The sequence below is a fragment of the Pantoea hericii genome, assembly GCF_014155795.1.
In the GTDB taxonomy this organism is placed as follows: domain Bacteria; phylum Pseudomonadota; class Gammaproteobacteria; order Enterobacterales; family Enterobacteriaceae; genus Pantoea; species Pantoea eucalypti.
Window position 1 is genome coordinate 735229 of record NZ_SCKV01000001.1, and the last position, 15432, is coordinate 750660.

General features: G+C 37.2%; 20 protein-coding genes and 2 pseudogenes. 9 read left to right on the forward strand and 13 right to left on the reverse strand.

Annotated elements, in window-relative coordinates; genetic code table 11:
• The first annotated feature begins 107 nt into the window (after positions 1-107).
• The gene (locus H7K52_RS03350) at positions 108-692 is read left to right on the forward strand and encodes a DUF4755 domain-containing protein (RefSeq protein WP_182629680.1); all 585 of its coding nucleotides are present in this window, start codon (positions 108-110) and stop codon (positions 690-692) included.
• A 3-nt stretch (positions 693-695) separates the two neighbouring features.
• The gene (locus H7K52_RS03355; protein ID WP_182629681.1) at positions 696-1076 is read left to right on the forward strand and encodes a hypothetical protein; all 381 of its coding nucleotides are present in this window, start codon (positions 696-698) and stop codon (positions 1074-1076) included.
• 164 nt (positions 1077-1240) lie between these two features.
• Here the strand turns inward: H7K52_RS03355 and H7K52_RS03360 are convergent, their stop codons facing one another.
• The 12 genes from H7K52_RS03360 to H7K52_RS03410 form a co-directional block, all read right to left on the reverse strand.
• Positions 1241-1864, reverse strand: coding sequence for a hypothetical protein (locus H7K52_RS03360; protein ID WP_182629682.1), 624 nt, complete (start codon positions 1862-1864; stop codon positions 1241-1243).
• A gap of 60 nt (positions 1865-1924) precedes the next feature.
• The gene (locus tag H7K52_RS18915; RefSeq protein ID WP_259400618.1) at positions 1925-2134 is read right to left on the reverse strand and encodes a hypothetical protein; all 210 of its coding nucleotides are present in this window, start codon (positions 2132-2134) and stop codon (positions 1925-1927) included.
• The gene (locus tag H7K52_RS03365) at positions 2116-2712 is read right to left on the reverse strand and encodes a Cthe_2314 family HEPN domain-containing protein (protein WP_259400619.1); all 597 of its coding nucleotides are present in this window, start codon (positions 2710-2712) and stop codon (positions 2116-2118) included. Before H7K52_RS03365 ends, H7K52_RS18915 begins: the two co-directional genes overlap by 19 nt.
• A gap of 49 nt (positions 2713-2761) precedes the next feature.
• Entirely contained in the window at positions 2762-3019 is a 258-nt protein-coding gene (locus H7K52_RS03370) for a hypothetical protein (protein WP_182629683.1), read from the reverse strand.
• 163 nt (positions 3020-3182) lie between these two features.
• Positions 3183-3602, reverse strand: coding sequence for a hypothetical protein (locus tag H7K52_RS03375; RefSeq protein ID WP_182629684.1), 420 nt, complete (start codon positions 3600-3602; stop codon positions 3183-3185).
• A gap of 87 nt (positions 3603-3689) precedes the next feature.
• On the reverse strand, positions 3690-4088 hold the full coding sequence (locus H7K52_RS03380) for a hypothetical protein (RefSeq protein ID WP_182629685.1): 399 nt from the start codon (positions 4086-4088) through the stop codon (positions 3690-3692).
• A complete protein-coding gene (locus H7K52_RS03385; protein WP_182629686.1) occupies positions 4069-5724 on the reverse strand; it encodes a hypothetical protein in 1656 nt (551 codons plus the stop codon). Before H7K52_RS03385 ends, H7K52_RS03380 begins: the two co-directional genes overlap by 20 nt.
• A complete protein-coding gene (locus H7K52_RS03390; protein WP_182629687.1) occupies positions 5721-7064 on the reverse strand; it encodes a tyrosine-type recombinase/integrase in 1344 nt (447 codons plus the stop codon). Before H7K52_RS03390 ends, H7K52_RS03385 begins: the two co-directional genes overlap by 4 nt.
• On the reverse strand, positions 7018-8094 hold the full coding sequence (locus tag H7K52_RS03395) for a site-specific integrase (RefSeq protein ID WP_182629688.1): 1077 nt from the start codon (positions 8092-8094) through the stop codon (positions 7018-7020). Before H7K52_RS03395 ends, H7K52_RS03390 begins: the two co-directional genes overlap by 47 nt.
• 444 nt (positions 8095-8538) lie before the next feature.
• Entirely contained in the window at positions 8539-8847 is a 309-nt protein-coding gene (locus H7K52_RS03400) for a hypothetical protein (protein WP_182629689.1), read from the reverse strand.
• A gap of 4 nt (positions 8848-8851) precedes the next feature.
• Positions 8852-9067 carry a helix-turn-helix transcriptional regulator gene (locus H7K52_RS03405; RefSeq protein WP_022624082.1) on the reverse strand — a complete coding sequence of 72 codons (216 nt, stop codon included), beginning with the start codon at positions 9065-9067 and terminating at the stop codon, positions 8852-8854.
• 98 nt (positions 9068-9165) lie between these two features.
• Positions 9166-10020, reverse strand: coding sequence for a DUF6387 family protein (locus H7K52_RS03410; RefSeq protein WP_182629706.1), 855 nt, complete (start codon positions 10018-10020; stop codon positions 9166-9168).
• Between the two features lie 504 nt (positions 10021-10524).
• Here H7K52_RS03410 and H7K52_RS03415 point away from each other — a divergent pair.
• The 5 genes and pseudogenes from H7K52_RS03415 to H7K52_RS03430 form a co-directional block, all read left to right on the forward strand.
• Positions 10525-10818, forward strand: a pseudogene (locus H7K52_RS03415) (IS3 family transposase); the annotation flags it as partial.
• Positions 10817-10945: pseudogene (locus H7K52_RS19030) on the forward strand (integrase core domain-containing protein); the annotation flags it as partial. The pseudogenes H7K52_RS03415 and H7K52_RS19030, both read left to right, overlap by 2 nt.
• Positions 10946-11125: 180 nt before the next feature.
• Positions 11126-12130, forward strand: coding sequence for a hypothetical protein (locus tag H7K52_RS03420; protein WP_182629690.1), 1005 nt, complete (start codon positions 11126-11128; stop codon positions 12128-12130).
• Positions 12111-12386 carry a hypothetical protein gene (locus H7K52_RS03425; protein WP_140033130.1) on the forward strand — a complete coding sequence of 92 codons (276 nt, stop codon included), beginning with the start codon at positions 12111-12113 and terminating at the stop codon, positions 12384-12386. The genes H7K52_RS03420 and H7K52_RS03425 overlap by 20 nt, the downstream gene beginning before the upstream one ends.
• A 155-nt stretch (positions 12387-12541) precedes the next feature.
• The gene (locus H7K52_RS03430) at positions 12542-13006 is read left to right on the forward strand and encodes a hypothetical protein (protein WP_140033129.1); all 465 of its coding nucleotides are present in this window, start codon (positions 12542-12544) and stop codon (positions 13004-13006) included.
• Positions 13007-13537: 531 nt separating this feature from the next.
• Here the strand turns inward: H7K52_RS03430 and H7K52_RS03435 are convergent.
• Complete coding sequence (locus H7K52_RS03435) at positions 13538-13759, reverse strand: hypothetical protein (protein ID WP_050556827.1); 222 nt, start codon at positions 13757-13759, stop codon at positions 13538-13540.
• A gap of 992 nt (positions 13760-14751) precedes the next feature.
• Between H7K52_RS03435 and H7K52_RS03440 the strand changes: the two genes are divergently transcribed.
• Together H7K52_RS03440 and H7K52_RS03445 are read left to right on the forward strand one after the other, a co-directional pair.
• The gene (locus tag H7K52_RS03440) at positions 14752-15039 is read left to right on the forward strand and encodes an RNase A-like domain-containing protein (RefSeq protein WP_238329310.1); all 288 of its coding nucleotides are present in this window, start codon (positions 14752-14754) and stop codon (positions 15037-15039) included.
• A gap of 7 nt (positions 15040-15046) precedes the next feature.
• On the forward strand, positions 15047-15343 hold the full coding sequence (locus H7K52_RS03445) for a contact-dependent growth inhibition system immunity protein (RefSeq protein ID WP_140033128.1): 297 nt from the start codon (positions 15047-15049) through the stop codon (positions 15341-15343).
• Positions 15344-15432 lie beyond the last annotated feature (89 nt).

Consider the following 15432-nt stretch of genomic DNA (forward strand, 5'->3'; position numbering starts at 1 on the left):
TTTGCTTAAGTTTTGAGCTTGCTCAAAAATGCCCATTAAAAGCAGTGACCAATCAGCTAGTTACAGACATGACTACCTTCACCTATTGGTTTTAAAAGGAATTCAACATGAGCAGCATGAGTATGAGAAAACCCTCTTACTTCCGTTCAATCAGAGTCTGGTTCACAATCGGCGTGGCCGTATTAATCGTCCTCAAGGCAAAACCCACTGACGCCATGGGAATGCTTATTCTCTGGTGTATCCCCGCTTTTTTCTTACTCTTGACAGCTGGTGTTAGCTATAAGCATAAGAAAGATAACGTCTCAACTTTCGATAACTTCAACGAAGGCAATGACGGCTCCTGGAGCCATGAATTCAAAAACTCAAAGCTACTGCTAAATGAGAAGCAGCAAACTATTACGCTCAGGAATGGTAAGAACGAAAAAACGTATCCTTTTAGCTCAGTAATCGGTTGGCGATACAATTTGGAATCTGGTGGCTATGACGGGGGATTTGGAACCGGCGCTATCAGACAGCAAAATCTCAACAACTCAGGTCTTTTCATTGAGGTTAAGGACGTCATTTTTCCCGAATGGCAGATCAAGTTCTATCCGCAAAAAGGGAAGTTTCACCAGGACACCGGTTATAAAGATATGGAAATGCAAATTAAACGCTGGTTAAGAGTTCTTTCTCAGGTTATTAATAAGGAATAAATAATGAAAGCTAAGGTTGCAGGAGCTTTATTAACTCTTATCGTTTTATCAGGCTGTTCGTCAACAGCAGGGAACCAATCAATTAAAAATGAGACGCAGCAAAGTATTGCGTCAAAGATCTTCAAAGGTCGAACTACTGAAGCTGAGGTTCTTTCAATTTATGGAGAGCCAACAAGTAAAACCTCTGTCGATAGCAATACAGAAAGGTGGCTTTACTCGTTAGTGGACTCCAAAATGACATTAACAACTTATATCCCTATTGTTGGATTATTTTCTAATGGGACAGACTTGAAAACAAAATCATTGACCGTACTTTTTGAAAATGGGAAGGTAGAAACATGGTCATTATCAGAAGGTAACGATTCTGTACATAATAGTTTGTAAACCAAATAGAGCGGTAAACCGCTCTATTAATTTTTATTACCGAAGACATAATCTGATAAGTTTACTAAGTGGAACACCACCATATCTGATAGTCGGCCACAGTGAAGCTTAAAATTCCCTCATCGCCTTAAATATTAGTTAACCACAAGCCACATCTAATATTTTTATTTAATATCTCCACTACTACGCAATTCTTGTATAATTATAAGATATTGATTTGATATCAAATCAAATGCATATTTCAACTTTAAAAAAGGGAAATTAGATTTCTTATTAAATACACTTTCGAATACTGTACTGAGATTTTTCCCGTGAGTATCAAAACTAGATATACGGTAAGTGAAATATAGATAACTAAGCCGATCGCCATAATTATTTTTTAATTGAGCGAGCATGCTATTCAAATTTAGCCCATGAGGAATACTTGACCATGCAGGATCCGCAGGCTCTAATCCAATCTGACAGTTTATGGCTGGCTCATTCATGAGTTTAAGATATTCTTTTTTAAAAGAATTTAATAAATATTCATATCTTTCGATCTTTTTATTTTCGTCATCAAATATATAAAGAATCCAAAAATAATTTTCAAGTAAAGAGCGGGATAAGATATGGGTAATATATCTTTCTTCAGGTTTAGATAAATTATCTAAGTCGAACGTATTTGATATTGTTCCCGCAATCGAATGAAAACGTAAAACCTCTTGTGCGAAAAAAGAATTAACCCCTACCCCGTTAGATAAATCTGTTATATTAGAGATTTCATCTCCTAAAGCTTCATAATGATCCACATTAACCTCTTAATTAACTCAACCAGTTTAAGAAACAACAATTCCTCAAAGATAAAATCGTTATTTTTTCCTATGATAATCATGAAAATGTCCTGAAACACCACTTCGGGAATTCTTAGATAGAAAATCATAATGGTCACGATAATAGTCATAAAGTTCATTGACTAAGTTTACACAAGCTTTAAGAGCTATTTCAACCTCATCAATTACGATGGAGCTTATTTTATCTCTCGCTGAGTTATAGACTGATATTAAATCATAACCTTCCATGACTTGCCCTGGTTTTTCCATCCAGGCTGCAGTTTTAAAAAACCATCATCTTCCGTATACAACTTACAAAAGCCTTTATGAGCTCTTTCATTTCTATCTTCGCGTAATGGTAAGCCAGAGGAATCCAAAACCTTTAAATTAATCAATACATTAGGGTAAGAATCTCTTAGTTTAGACTTAAGTTTTTTTATATTTAACTCATGATCTTTAATTTTTAACTCTAAAACTTCATTTACAAAGTGAAAACAAATGTCTCTTAAGCTTGAAAATCTGAATAGCGTTAAATCAACAATAGATTGCAGCCACTCATACCTATTAATATCTTTGACAATGGATTTTATAGGTAAGTCTTGAACCCCAAGCATTTGTGGAATAACTCTTAAATCAACAAATTGTTGCTCTAACGCCTCAAATCTTACATAAGTTAAATGTGCGTAAGCCATATGAGGATCTGCTTCAGAAAATTCTTTCCAGTTTTTATAAGGATGATCATGTAAAAAATAAGTGTTTATAGAATCATAAAGCACTCCTTTAAAGGTAGATTCTTCTAAGCCCCACCAATAATAGTTCCCATTCATAAATCCCACCTAAAAATAATATTCATGTCATCCTGCCACTTAATCTTTATTATCTATAAGAAGCGATTAATCCTTCAAAATACCCTTTAGCAAAAGCAGCCTGAACACTGCGATGCCTTACAGTGCCTGCTTGACTATCTGGCAGTATGGAAAAATCAATATGAAGGCTTTGAGACTTAGACAGGCCTAAGTCATAACCATAGTCATAAGCACAGCCAGCACATTTGTGCCGTCCATTAAACTTGCTTTGGTCATCAGGAAGATTGCTAAAATCAGGGTTATAGCGGTGCTGTTGCTGACAAGTCATGTTTGAAGTCCTCGTGTGTAATAACTCGTCACACACTACAACATTCAGAAAATTCCGAAAGAACTTAAAGTTATAACACATAAGATTTAGTTAACATTCAAGTCATAAAAACTAAAGGCAAAGCTTAACTCGTAGTGCTATCCAATTGAAATAAAAGCAATAGTCAAATCCTGCTTCTTTTCTTCTTTGTTTTTACCGCTACTATTTGCCCCAACAGTATCGCTTTCTCATACTTAACGCGTTCCTCTTTATAAACGCCCTCTGCCTCTTCTTCATTGTCGATTGCATAGTGGATCAAAAAGCGGAAGAAAAAAGTGATTTCATGTTCATACCCAAGTGTGTTTATGACCCGCTGTGAACTCCCCTTCAGCGCGTTTGAAAGCATTGAGATAATAGTGAAGCGATCAACCAAATGATCATTAGCCTGGGACAGGTGGTATTTAATGTAGTAGCCAACACAGAAGAGCCAGATATAGCGAATGATTTTCTCTTGCTGAAAACCTGATTGTTTAAGACGTTCAATAAAAAGTTGTAGAAGAAGAAGCAGTTTCTCTTCTTTCGACAGAACAGTAGAATTATTCATAGTTGCATCCTTGCAAAATTGTCTTCCTGACATGTTAATAAATATCATAAAAATAAACCTAGTCAATAGGTGCAACCTATCAAAATATTACTTTCTTAACCTCTGCGGTAATTCTTCTTCAAGAAGAGAAATGGATATATTGTGACGATAGGCGTTCTCGTGCATTTTTCTTATTTTGAGTAATAAATTTGTGTTTTCATAGGCTAAAGACTTATTGTCGCTCTCAAGTCTATTAATTCTTTCTGCTGCAAGAGTGAGACTACCAGGAACCTTGAGACCCTGCTTAGGAAGAGAGATAGACTTCTTTCTTGTCTTGTAAGCGATAGCTATCTCAATGTGCTTACATAACGCTTGGCGTGTCGGTATTTTTCCCAAATGTGGCTTACATGCTGTACATAATAAGGTCCAAGAAAACTCCTTTTTCTTCCAATTATCAATAATTGACACTATCGTTTTAATCTCTTTTTCATGAAACTTTCTTGTCATTTTCTACCACTCCTCTTAATTGTTTTTCAAGGTAAAGACTTAATACTGTGATTTTTGTTCTAATTTCTTTTTTTTGCTCTGAGCTTAAATATTCAATAACCTTCAAAAGGTAAGATATCTTTCCCTCAATTTCATTTTGTGCACTTCTATTAGAAGGACCTTCAATCTTGGCTGACGAAATATGATTTATATTATTCATTAATTCACGTGATAGATCTGCCAACTCATCATGAGAGACATGGTTATAATTATCGTTATGATGAATGTTTTTCCTACCGGACCATAAAGCAATTTCCACCTCAGAGAGAGTCGTTCTTTGAGCCATCGTATTAAGCAAATGTCTGATTTGGTGGCTGTTAAATTTGATCTCTCCTGGATAAGAGTTTAAAGATTTATTTCTATTAAAAATGTTCATTCGCGGGTTATTTCTTGTTAATGTTATATTGAACTCGCCAAAGAAGTAACGGCTCTTTACTCTTTCAAGTGTGAATATGTCGGTGTTTTTTGAAGAATTTAGTTGGTATTTATTCACAATAAATAGCTTATTTCCCCATGAAGGCAATGCTTTTTTATTGCCGTCTTTTACGGGTCTATTTTTTCTATAAAGATAATTCCAAAAGTGTGAGCAACTAATCACATTGTTTTCAATTTCTTGAAGAAATGCTTTATTCTCAAAGTTCATTTGTGGGGTTTTGATGTCAAAACCTAAATTATAAAGATCTTGATTCGTAATAACTTCGAGTTTACTTTTATTGAGTTTTTTATAAAATGCTTTTTCACCTTTCTCAATAACGGAGCAGACAGCTCGAGCATTAGTACTAACTTCTTTAATGCGGTGGATTGCTTCTTCAGCAACCGGAAACATACAGTCTGGGAGCCATTTCATATTAAACCCAAATCCTTTTTCTGAGTAGAACCTGAGACAAGGCCTTTCAATGTCTTTTGAATCTTTCAATACAACTAGGCAGTCTTCATTTAGTTCCATGATTTCATTGATTCGTGAGGGGGCGCACAATAACAAAGCAAAAATAGAGCTTGTATAAATATCACGAAGACCTTGTGGTTTAGATTTGAATACCCCCCCCATAAAACTAATGACTCTTGGATCAGGAAGTTTATCGTTTAAACCATTTTCCTCTTCTGCAATTGTTTTATTCTGACTATTACTTTCAGTCAGAGGGTAAGTCCAATTTAATATATTAGCTTCAATCATTTCATTTCTTACTAGAAAATTACAAATATGCTTAATATTCAAGTAGATCTCATTGACCTTTCCCTGTGAATATTGGTTGTAAGCAAGCTCCATTGCCTTATCCAATACCCTTGAGTTTAAATTGCTTATCTTATAGCTATTGCTCAAATTCGACATGGTTACTTCTAAAACTTTGAAAGCACGAAGAATTGCAATGCACTTATTGATTTTATTTAAACCAATTTTAACTAGATAAGACTTAATAAAATCTGACATATATTCAGATAATGGTTGCTTCATGTTACGTGACTTCCAGCTATATTTGTAGAATGTCATTCCATTATCCCATTTATGATCTTCCCAGTTAACCTCATTACTAAGCGAAGCCTGACACTTAGATTCCTGAATGAATTTTTTTATTTGCAACTCGCATAAATTACTCATAACTTATCCTCCATAACTTTGATTATATTAACTATTTCTGACATTTCTTTTGAAATCACTCGTTCAATTTCGATTAGTTCATGAGTATCAGCAAAGGTTTTTTTAATTTCTTTTATGGTTTCTTCAAGTGCACATATCTCTGCAGTAAATGTTATTGGTTCAACAAACAAATTAGCTATCGGAATCATTGCTGAATTCATAATGGCATTAATTTTTGCCCCATTATTAGCATTGTTATGTACATAAGAACGAACCGATTTGGAGGACGTATGATCTAAGGCTTTCGCAATTGCTGCGGCACAAAAGCCTTTCTCAGCAGCCTTTGTACCCAATGTATATCTGAATCTTCTTGAATTTATATTGCCAAAATTTATTGAAGAATTAGCAATTGATTTATTGACAGTACACCGAATTCTACTTGCAAATTGACGAGATGTTATTACTAAATCTCCATTTTTTAAGCTATCTACAGTGACCTTTTTAGTTTTAAAAGGATCAGTGCTTATAAAAACCGGTAACTCCTGAGTTTGATTGTAGCTCATCTTAATACTCAATGTATTTTCGACCAGTTCAACCACCGCATTAGACAAAAACTTAAGATGGCTATATAAACTTTCAGGAATTTCTAATTTAGAGAACGTCTGTCGATAGCTGTTTTTTTGCTTGATTTGTGGAACATCTATAAAATATTTTCCATGTAGTGAAACAACATCTTGGATCTGTATTAAGTTGATTTGAAATGGCCTTCTTCCTGAGTATATCAGGAGGGTTAACATAAGGTAGTTTGAAAAAGTTATTTGTTGATGCTGAAAAGCTAACGTACTCAGCCTGATTATTTCATTTAACTGTTTGTCGCTAAATGGACCTTTATCATAATCGTGAGTATTTACGTTTTTCTTAGCGTCAGGTTTTTTTACTCTTACATTTTGTATTAGCTCTTTCACACTGTTGTCTAATAAATTGGGAAATTGGGAGTTTAACTTTAGAAGAAAATACTTCATGGTTTCTGAATGAGTATAGTTATCACATTCAAAACGATTAAAATAGTTTGCAACTTCTCCGTAGCTAAATTCTATAACACCCCCTTTAACTTCTTTCTGGTAATGCTTTATAGCGAAGAACATTTTTCTAACATAGCTTACGCTATGCTTTTTTAAGCAATACGCAAAAGTACATTTTATAAGCATTAAGAATTTGTCTGTGCCTATAAGCTGGTTGAAGTTAATCTTTATCCCGTAATCTAAGCTCCATATTGAATCAGAAAAACAGACTTTCTTTTTTCCGTTCACAGTTTCAAAATCCGAATATTGATTTTCTGGTTTTTGTAATATTTTGTGCATGCTTTTTCGGTTCCTTTTCAAGAAGGCTAGTAGCGTTCATAAATTGCATTATCTTATATGACTCATTTATGAGATAACGTTGTGTATATACTTCAGAAGTTTTACTTCTCCTGCTCCAACCCATTAGATAATTTCTGACTTTTTCATACATTTCGTAGTTAGCTGGGTTAGCTAATTGGTATACATGTTCTGAGTAATTCACGTTCCAGGTATGCCGTAGCGAATGCGCGACAAAATTCTTTAGCAAAGCTTCATTCATCCTAATAATATTGAATATTTTTTGGTAGCCCGAAATAGTTAATGGACTCCCCATAACAAAGTTAGAACTATGTGTTACCATCAGATAATTATGTCCTTTGGATAGTTTTTGATTACTCCTCTCCTTATCTATATAAATTTTTATTCTTTCACAAAGTGCCTTAGTCAAAGGTATCTTACGTTCAGCCGTTTTAACTAATGGTTGCCTTAACCTTGTTTCTTCTTTATCGTCGGGCCTTCTGATTATATGAAGTTCCTTTTTATTGTATTTAAAGTCATCAGTTTTTAGGTTAAGTAGCTCACCACCTCTTATGCCTGTCTCTAATAAAATACTTATTATCACTTCGTTTCTGAATTTCACACAGTCTTTAAAGGGATTGCTCTCACTGTCAATTTTGATCAATTCCTTTAGTGCTTTAATCTGATCTTTATCTAATGACTTATTCTCAAGCTCTGAGTATGACTTTCTTACCTTAATGTTTGGCCTTACATATTCAAAGTTACGTGAAATCAGTTCTGCATCTTTATTGTTGCTCTCTATAACATTTAAGAAAAACCATACTAGGTATTTTTCTATGACGCTTAACTTATAGTGAAGAGAGCATTCTGATATGATTCGTTCTTCTTTAATTTTTGTTACTTTTGCTTCTTTATGTTTAGATGAAAAATGAATCATTGTGTCATATGCTAATCTACCCTCTAATAACCTTTCTTTATTAACTTTGCTATCAAGTGTTATGCCTTTGTCATTTAGATATTTTGCATATGACATTAGCACTCCTGCAATTGATTCAATTGTTGAGTATGAATAGTTTTTGGTACGAGACAATACAGCCACATATAAATTCTCATATACTAACGGCAGGCCATTACTTGCATTTACTATCATGCAAGTACGAACACCATTATCATTCCTTAGCCTTTTTAATTTTAATACACAGTCCATTTACACCCTCTATTTACATTTTATTATTGAGTGGTACTAAATAAATCATATGAAAAAAGCTATTTACAAAAATATATTTGTTTTAAGTGTAAGAATGTTTTGCCGCTGGGGTTTGCAGCCCGGAAATTTTAATAACCCTCTAGAGGGTTATTAAAATCCTTTAGTTTTACTTTGAAAACTTAACTCTTTAATAAATAAAGTTATTTACTAACTTTGCAAATAAAACTGTAAACAGCAAACTGTTAACTTATAAACCTGTTTACAAATCAATCAGGATTTATTAGATAGTTTAAATGTAATAAACTTAAGAATTAGATTTTCCATGTCGTCTCTTTCCTTAAATAAACGAATCCAAGTTTCATATACTCTCAGTTCCTCCGAGTCATTAAATGTTTCAACAATACGGAATGAAACATATGAATTCCCTAATAAGTACATATTTAAAAGATTAATTACTGCACGATTAAAATCGTCATCTGATAAATCTTCAATTATTGATAAATCAAACCTTCTTTCAATCTCTTCAAAGTCTAAATTTTCAAAATAACCATTCCCCATAATAAAATCTGAAATATTCATATTGTTATCCTTCTAATTTAGTCAATGAGCGTGATTTACTGATCAATTCCTGAAGAAAATCTTCGATTTCGCTTTCAATAAATGCCACCGCACGAGAGCCAATTTTGATAGGTTGAGGAAACTGCTTTTGATTAATCAACTCATAGATCCAGGAACGACTGAAGCCGGTTCTCTCAATCACAATAGGTAAACGGATTAGTTTCGTATTATGTCGGTTCATGGTGCTCTCCTCGATTGGTTTCAATGAGAGCAACTGTAACGAAGACAGGAAGGCACGAGTTAGTGTGGTCCCTGACAGCAGGACCACTGAAGACTGGGTCAGTTGGAATCCGAGAGTTTCATGACGTCTGAAACTCTCATATTTTTAAGGTGGGGGTTTCGATTTATGAAGAAGTTGAATTGGCGAACGAAATCAATCGTTGCTGCTTTCATAGCCAGTGGTCTATCAGCGTCTTTGATATGGTAGCTAAGACGGATAACTGCCTCATCGTCTTCATCTGTGTACAGCAGTCTGGAAAGCCGATCGTCTGAAACGCGCAAGTCATACACCTTTGCCCATAAAAGAACGTCGAGCATTGCTATGAGACGATAAGAGATAACCTTCTTGATTGTGCCGTAGCCGAAGCGCACAGCCCCTGACTCGTCAGCTTCAATCCCCTTCACGCGTCTCCATTGCGGAAGAGCTGATTTGATAGACTCTGCAATTTCATCGTCTGTACCACTGGCAAGGTCGATTTCTAAAAGGACGGTGCTTTCACATATCGCTGACATAACCGTAGATACATATGCTTCATGGTGGGGAAGGTTTACGCAGTACTCGTCACTACCTTGCTCCCAGGAGAACAGATTTACCCGGAGACCAGTTACACTGAGTTGAGCAAGGCGGCTTATGTCTGTAATGAAGATATGTGGTGGGCTTTGAAGAGTTTGATAATCTTGCATGTAGTTAAGCTGTTCGGGCTCGAAGAGGAAAGGCTTCCCATTGAAGATCTGTCTCATATAACCACCGAGGCCGACCTTTTCTTCTTCACTAGGCCATGGCTTAAAAAGAAGGGCTCTTGCCCATAACTCATGATAGAGACAGTTAAGCGTGGTCTCTTCGAACTTTCTATAGTTTGAAATGTTCAGCCAAGCTTTAACTGCTCTTGTATCCTCAGTAGACCAATTTTTCACCACTTCGCTCCTAGCCATATTCTCGAACCATAATCATTACTGAGATTACGACCTCAGGCTATAGCCATATGCAAATCCGCTTCAAATGACATGTCAGAATGCTGTACCCTTAACGACTATCTTATAAAAATATGTAAAATATTTAATTCAGACTTATAAATAACATTCATTATGTTTTTTGGTTCCTTTTTAGAGCCTTTATATAATTTTAAAATAAATAATCTTTATTCTTATTAAATAGATAAAAGCTCAATTACAGAGACGCCAGCCCACCAAAATTCTTGGTTGATGGTTACCAGAACCATCATCGAAGTCCTGTAAGCCCGCACGGTGAAAGCATTGCGGGCTTTTTTGTGTCCTTAATTTGTCCCGCGAAGTCCGAAGGGAATTAATTAATTACCAATCTTTTAGGCACCTCTGACCTGCTCCCCGTTGATTAGTACACACCGATATTAGTAATGTTTTCATAAGCCACATGAGGACATCCCTATCAACAAGAGATTTTCCTACGCCACCTTTTACACGTGGCGTAGGAAGTATGACGGTATGTTAGTGCCCGAGGTTAAACGTCTTAAGTCGCCTAAGGAAGAGAACGCCAGATTCAAGAAGCTGCCTGCAGGCTTAAGCGTTTGCCCCTATCGACCTGCCGTTATTATGCTCAGCGTCCATCTGCTGATGCACATTTATCAAGGCGTATCAGTTGACCGGTGCTTGAACGTAGGCGTTTTGGTTATCGGCGCATCTCGCAGCTACTGCGTCGGGAGGATCTTAACGTTAATCAACAAGCGGGTATACCGCAGACTGGCGGCAGGACTATAACGAGTCCAGAGCTCATTCATCGCTGAATTATCAGACGCCAGTTGAATTTGCAGCAGGCTGGAGAAATGGAAAATTAGAAGGTAAACAAACCGACATTACTAACTGATCGTTGTATCTAATACTGGGAGCAAGCCAGCCGCTTTCAATGTCATAAAGATTTGATATATAAACCAATACTTTGCCTAAATCATTAGACACATTTACAATATCCTGCATGATTGAAGTATCAATGGACAAAACAGACTTAAATTTTTAACTAAGCAACTGTTTCAATGGAGGAAATCACATGCCGCGCAATCTGGCCCCCGCTTACTGTGTAGTTCAACAACCTGGCAACCTCGGATTCCAGGCAAGAATGCTCTTTAATGACAGTAACTCTGAAGCAGCTCGTCTCTTTATGCAGACCAATGCAGACACACCATGGCTTAGTCCGGGCCAGATAGTTATCGTAGCAGATCCAGCTTCTTCACAAACTATGCAAATGTTGGGCGCTTTAAGGCAGGCCAAACAGAAAACTAATACTGCATTTGTTGGAGTGACTCCTGACGAAGCAGGTTTCATGCAGCAGCATTATGGTTTAATCGCTGCATTGACCGCTGCGGGTGATAAAGTGTTTGGAATTATTGGTGACGCCGGTGAGAGATACTTTTCTGAGATCGAGAATACCCTCAAAAAGATAGAGATCAGTTACCAAAATCAGTTCCGTACTCAGGGAACACTGATTAGTCAGCAATTCTTCGCAGAGCGTAACCAACTCTTTAATCAGCTAAAAGAACTTGTGAACAAACCGATACTGAAATCATTGATACGTTATGCGGTGAAGTTCAAGCCTTACGACGACATGCGTAGAGCGCTAAATCTATCCAGCCGCTCCATAGTACATGAATGGTCTACAGTGGGACTGGCAGGGATACCAGGATATTCAAGTTATATCGGCAATGCAGCAAAAGCGGCAAAGTTTTTAAAATCAGGTGGTTACATAGGGATGGGATTTGCCTTTGCTGGAACTACCAATGACGTAGTCAATGCCTGCGTTAAAGGTCGTGAGAGTGAATGTAAAAGAACTGCGTTCAAAGAGTACGGTAAGTTCGGCGCTTCGACTTTAGCAGGTATAGGAGGTGGTGCAGCAGGTTCTCTGGCAGGAGTAGGTGTGTGCGCAGCAATAGGAATCGCCACCGCAGGAACCGGCGCAGTAGTATGCGCAGCAGTTGGCTCAATCGCTGGAGGTTACGCAGGTGGCAAAGCGAGCGACTCAGTTATGGATACTATCTATGAATACATGGGAATTTGAAAATGAAATCGGCCCTGATGGTTTTGATTATGCTTCCTTTGGTTTGCTTAATAGTAAGTGTTCTATTGTATCTAATAAACAGATCCCGTTACCAGGAATTGATCTCAGACTTCCAACAAAAGCATACACTTCCCACTCCTTACTTGTTGCACTGCAATATGGGATATATAGGTTCACCTCTAATGACATATTTTTTTATGCGATTAAAACAAAACAAAAAAATCCCTTTTTTAAACAGGAGCGACAATGCTTATAGCTTTGCATATGAAGATAAAAATCTTAAAAAAATAAATACTCTCAAACCACTTTACTATACTTTTGCATTTGGTTTTTCATGCTGTTTGTTATTTGGACTTATCGCATTTTTGATCCGGCTTAATATTATTTAACTTTTCCAGCATGAGGATAGTCATGGAACAAACTCTCTCGGTAAGACTTGTTGAGAAAAGTAAAGCGACTGATTTTCAGCAAGCCGTTTCTGAAGTATTGATCGATAACAAACCGACGGGTATCACTGTAAAAGGACAGGTACTCGAAGCATCCGTTAAAATCGACAATGACAGGTATATTCTTTTCACAACGGATGATGTGAGCTTTGAGGAGTTCCTTACTGTTACTCTCATCAGCCTGAGTCAGGGTATTGTTGAAAGTTTGCAGGTTGGCAATGAGTATTCGTCAGGCTCTTTCGAGGCGCTGTCTGTCAATCACGAAACCATTGAGTTCAATTTCATTGGCGGGTCTGTCCGGACAATTAAAGTGAACGGCTCGCCAAAGCTCCGAGTCCCTTTTTTTTCCGATCCGCGTGGCGTAAAACGCTCTTCAGGTCTGAAAGCGTATCTGACGATAGATGCAAAGCCATCGCCCTCACCTGCATAAAAAACCATTTAACAGAAGCAATTGGTATATGTTTATATATACCAATAATTTTATAATTAATAATTTTCATTTAAATTCATAAAGATAAAAAATCCATTCAGATTCCACCAGCAAAAAATTAAAGGGTTACGTTCCAGCGCAACCCTTTTTCTTTTTCTGTTGCGGCAAATCGACGACAGCGAAAGTCATCCGCCCCCAATGGTTTGATAATTGTTATGATGCCTGTGCTCTTGCTACTTTTCCCAGTGTGAGTAAGGTGCCTGGTATGCTTCATAACGATCCGAAAACGTTTATATACCACAAACAACCCTTCAGGTTTGCTGTGCTCTACTTCTTTTTAACCTTACATTCCAGTATTCACCACACAGCCAGATCACATAGTGGTTAAAGGATCACCAGAAATTACTACATAGAGCACATCCTTGAGATATGCTGGTTTTGATAAGAGAAAGTACGCAATAAAAAAGGCCATGATTAGTATCATGGCTTTGGCGTTTAATATCATAACTTACAGATTATGTGACATAATAATCATGCTTCACCTTTTAGCTTATCCATTAGATAAGCGATAAACCAGGCCAGTATGAAAAAACCAAAAAAACCAACAATCTTTAATGGCCAGCCTTCAAATATAAACAACGAGAAAAATGCTGCGAAGGAGCAGATCCCCGTGGAAAAAGCTTCAACCACATTAGTAGTTTGTATACCTATGAACTTAACAAATTTTAGTAGAAATGATTTTGCAGAGTTCATTCTGTATACCTTTACACATTAACGTATGGCTGTTGATGTACATCAGATAGGGTTCAAGTGGCTTCTCAACTAGAAAATAGACCATATCCAAATTCAGTCGGGAAACCTTAGAATAGGTCTTTGGGAATCTGCTTTTCATCCGTCTTGATGCGAGTGAAGCCTCTTCGATTAACCCTTGAATCATGAGAAGGTTCAACGATAGCGACGAACCAACTCTCACAAACCGCTTAAAGGTCTCAGCAGTAACAATACGAGTTAATATTTTTTTAGCTATAAACTGGGCCAGAATAAATTGTGAACCTACCCTTCCCCCTAGCCTGCCAGCACCATAACCCAGTTTACTATCAATAGCTTGCTTACTCTCATTATCGAGCTTTGCATAAAAATCGAAAATCACAATAGTAATCAGCTATCGGATTGGTTCATGCCTGCCTGTATTGGCCTTAACCAACCGCATAAATCGTTCTGTTTCCCTTCGATTCCGGTTCTTAAGATCGCTCCCTGCAAGGCCGCTACCCTGCCACGTTCTTTTAACTCCCTGATACATGCTCGAAGGAATCGATGACATACCATCCACAATTCCATAAGCAATTTGCTTTGCGTCCATACTCTTCCTTATAAGCAAATTATGTCCCGGGTTGAGAATATCTAATCTGACGCAGGATTTCCATTGGAACTATATTCCAGCACCACCACTAATTAGACCCCATGTTAAAAATTGATTTATATAGTTATTTAACGATTATAATTATAAACATGTTATCTAAAAGACGATCCATTTAAATATACATAAACAGAATTATTTTAAGCTATAAAAATAAGTTATGTTTTTCTTTAGCTCCTTTTGGAGATCCTATTACTAAAAATTCCTGAAATTCTTTTCACTCTTTTCAATTGTCGAACTTTGGCAGAAACTCAGCAGCGGCTGGCCTGTTGTGCGGTTTCGCGGCGTCCAGGCGATTGTCATGGTGTCGCTGTTCAGCTGCATCTTTGTGACCCGCTGGCCGTGCACCTCCACGCCCGGACGCAGTGACTGGACACAGGTACGGTCAGCAGAAGAAACTATATCGAAAGCGCTTTTCGCTAACCGTGACGAAATAAAATCGGTGTTGAGCGGAGGCAGGCTGACTATTCGCAATGCATCTGGCAAAGCAATCGGCTATGGTTTCCGGCGCGGAGGTAGCCAGCGAATAGTCATGAAAAATGTGAGAGTTGTTATCGAGTTTCAGCAATATAACGGCAAACCCTACTACCTTCTCACAGCATTCCCGGATTTATAGGTAGAAAATGCAAAAATTCCACTTTCTTGACCAACTGATTTTCGGTTATTTCAATCAGGACGCAGACATCATCAATGATGGCGAGGATACGATCAAAGGCATCGTGCGGCTTTTCAAAAAGTCAGTACCAGACTGGATGCTTAATGATCTCGTTGAAGAAGTTGACGATTTTATCTCAGCCTATGGTGGCAATGTCGAAGAGGAATTCAGGAAACGATATGGGTTTGATTTTGCCCCTGAACTTTGGGAAACCACTGCTCATGAATTCCTGATGACTGTTCGTCAGATCTCTTCAGAGAAATAAGGCTTTCAGGAGTACATTTTCCTGGTTGATGATTACCCGATCCATCATCAAACTCCCTAAAGCCCCGAAGATGAAAACCCTACGGGCTA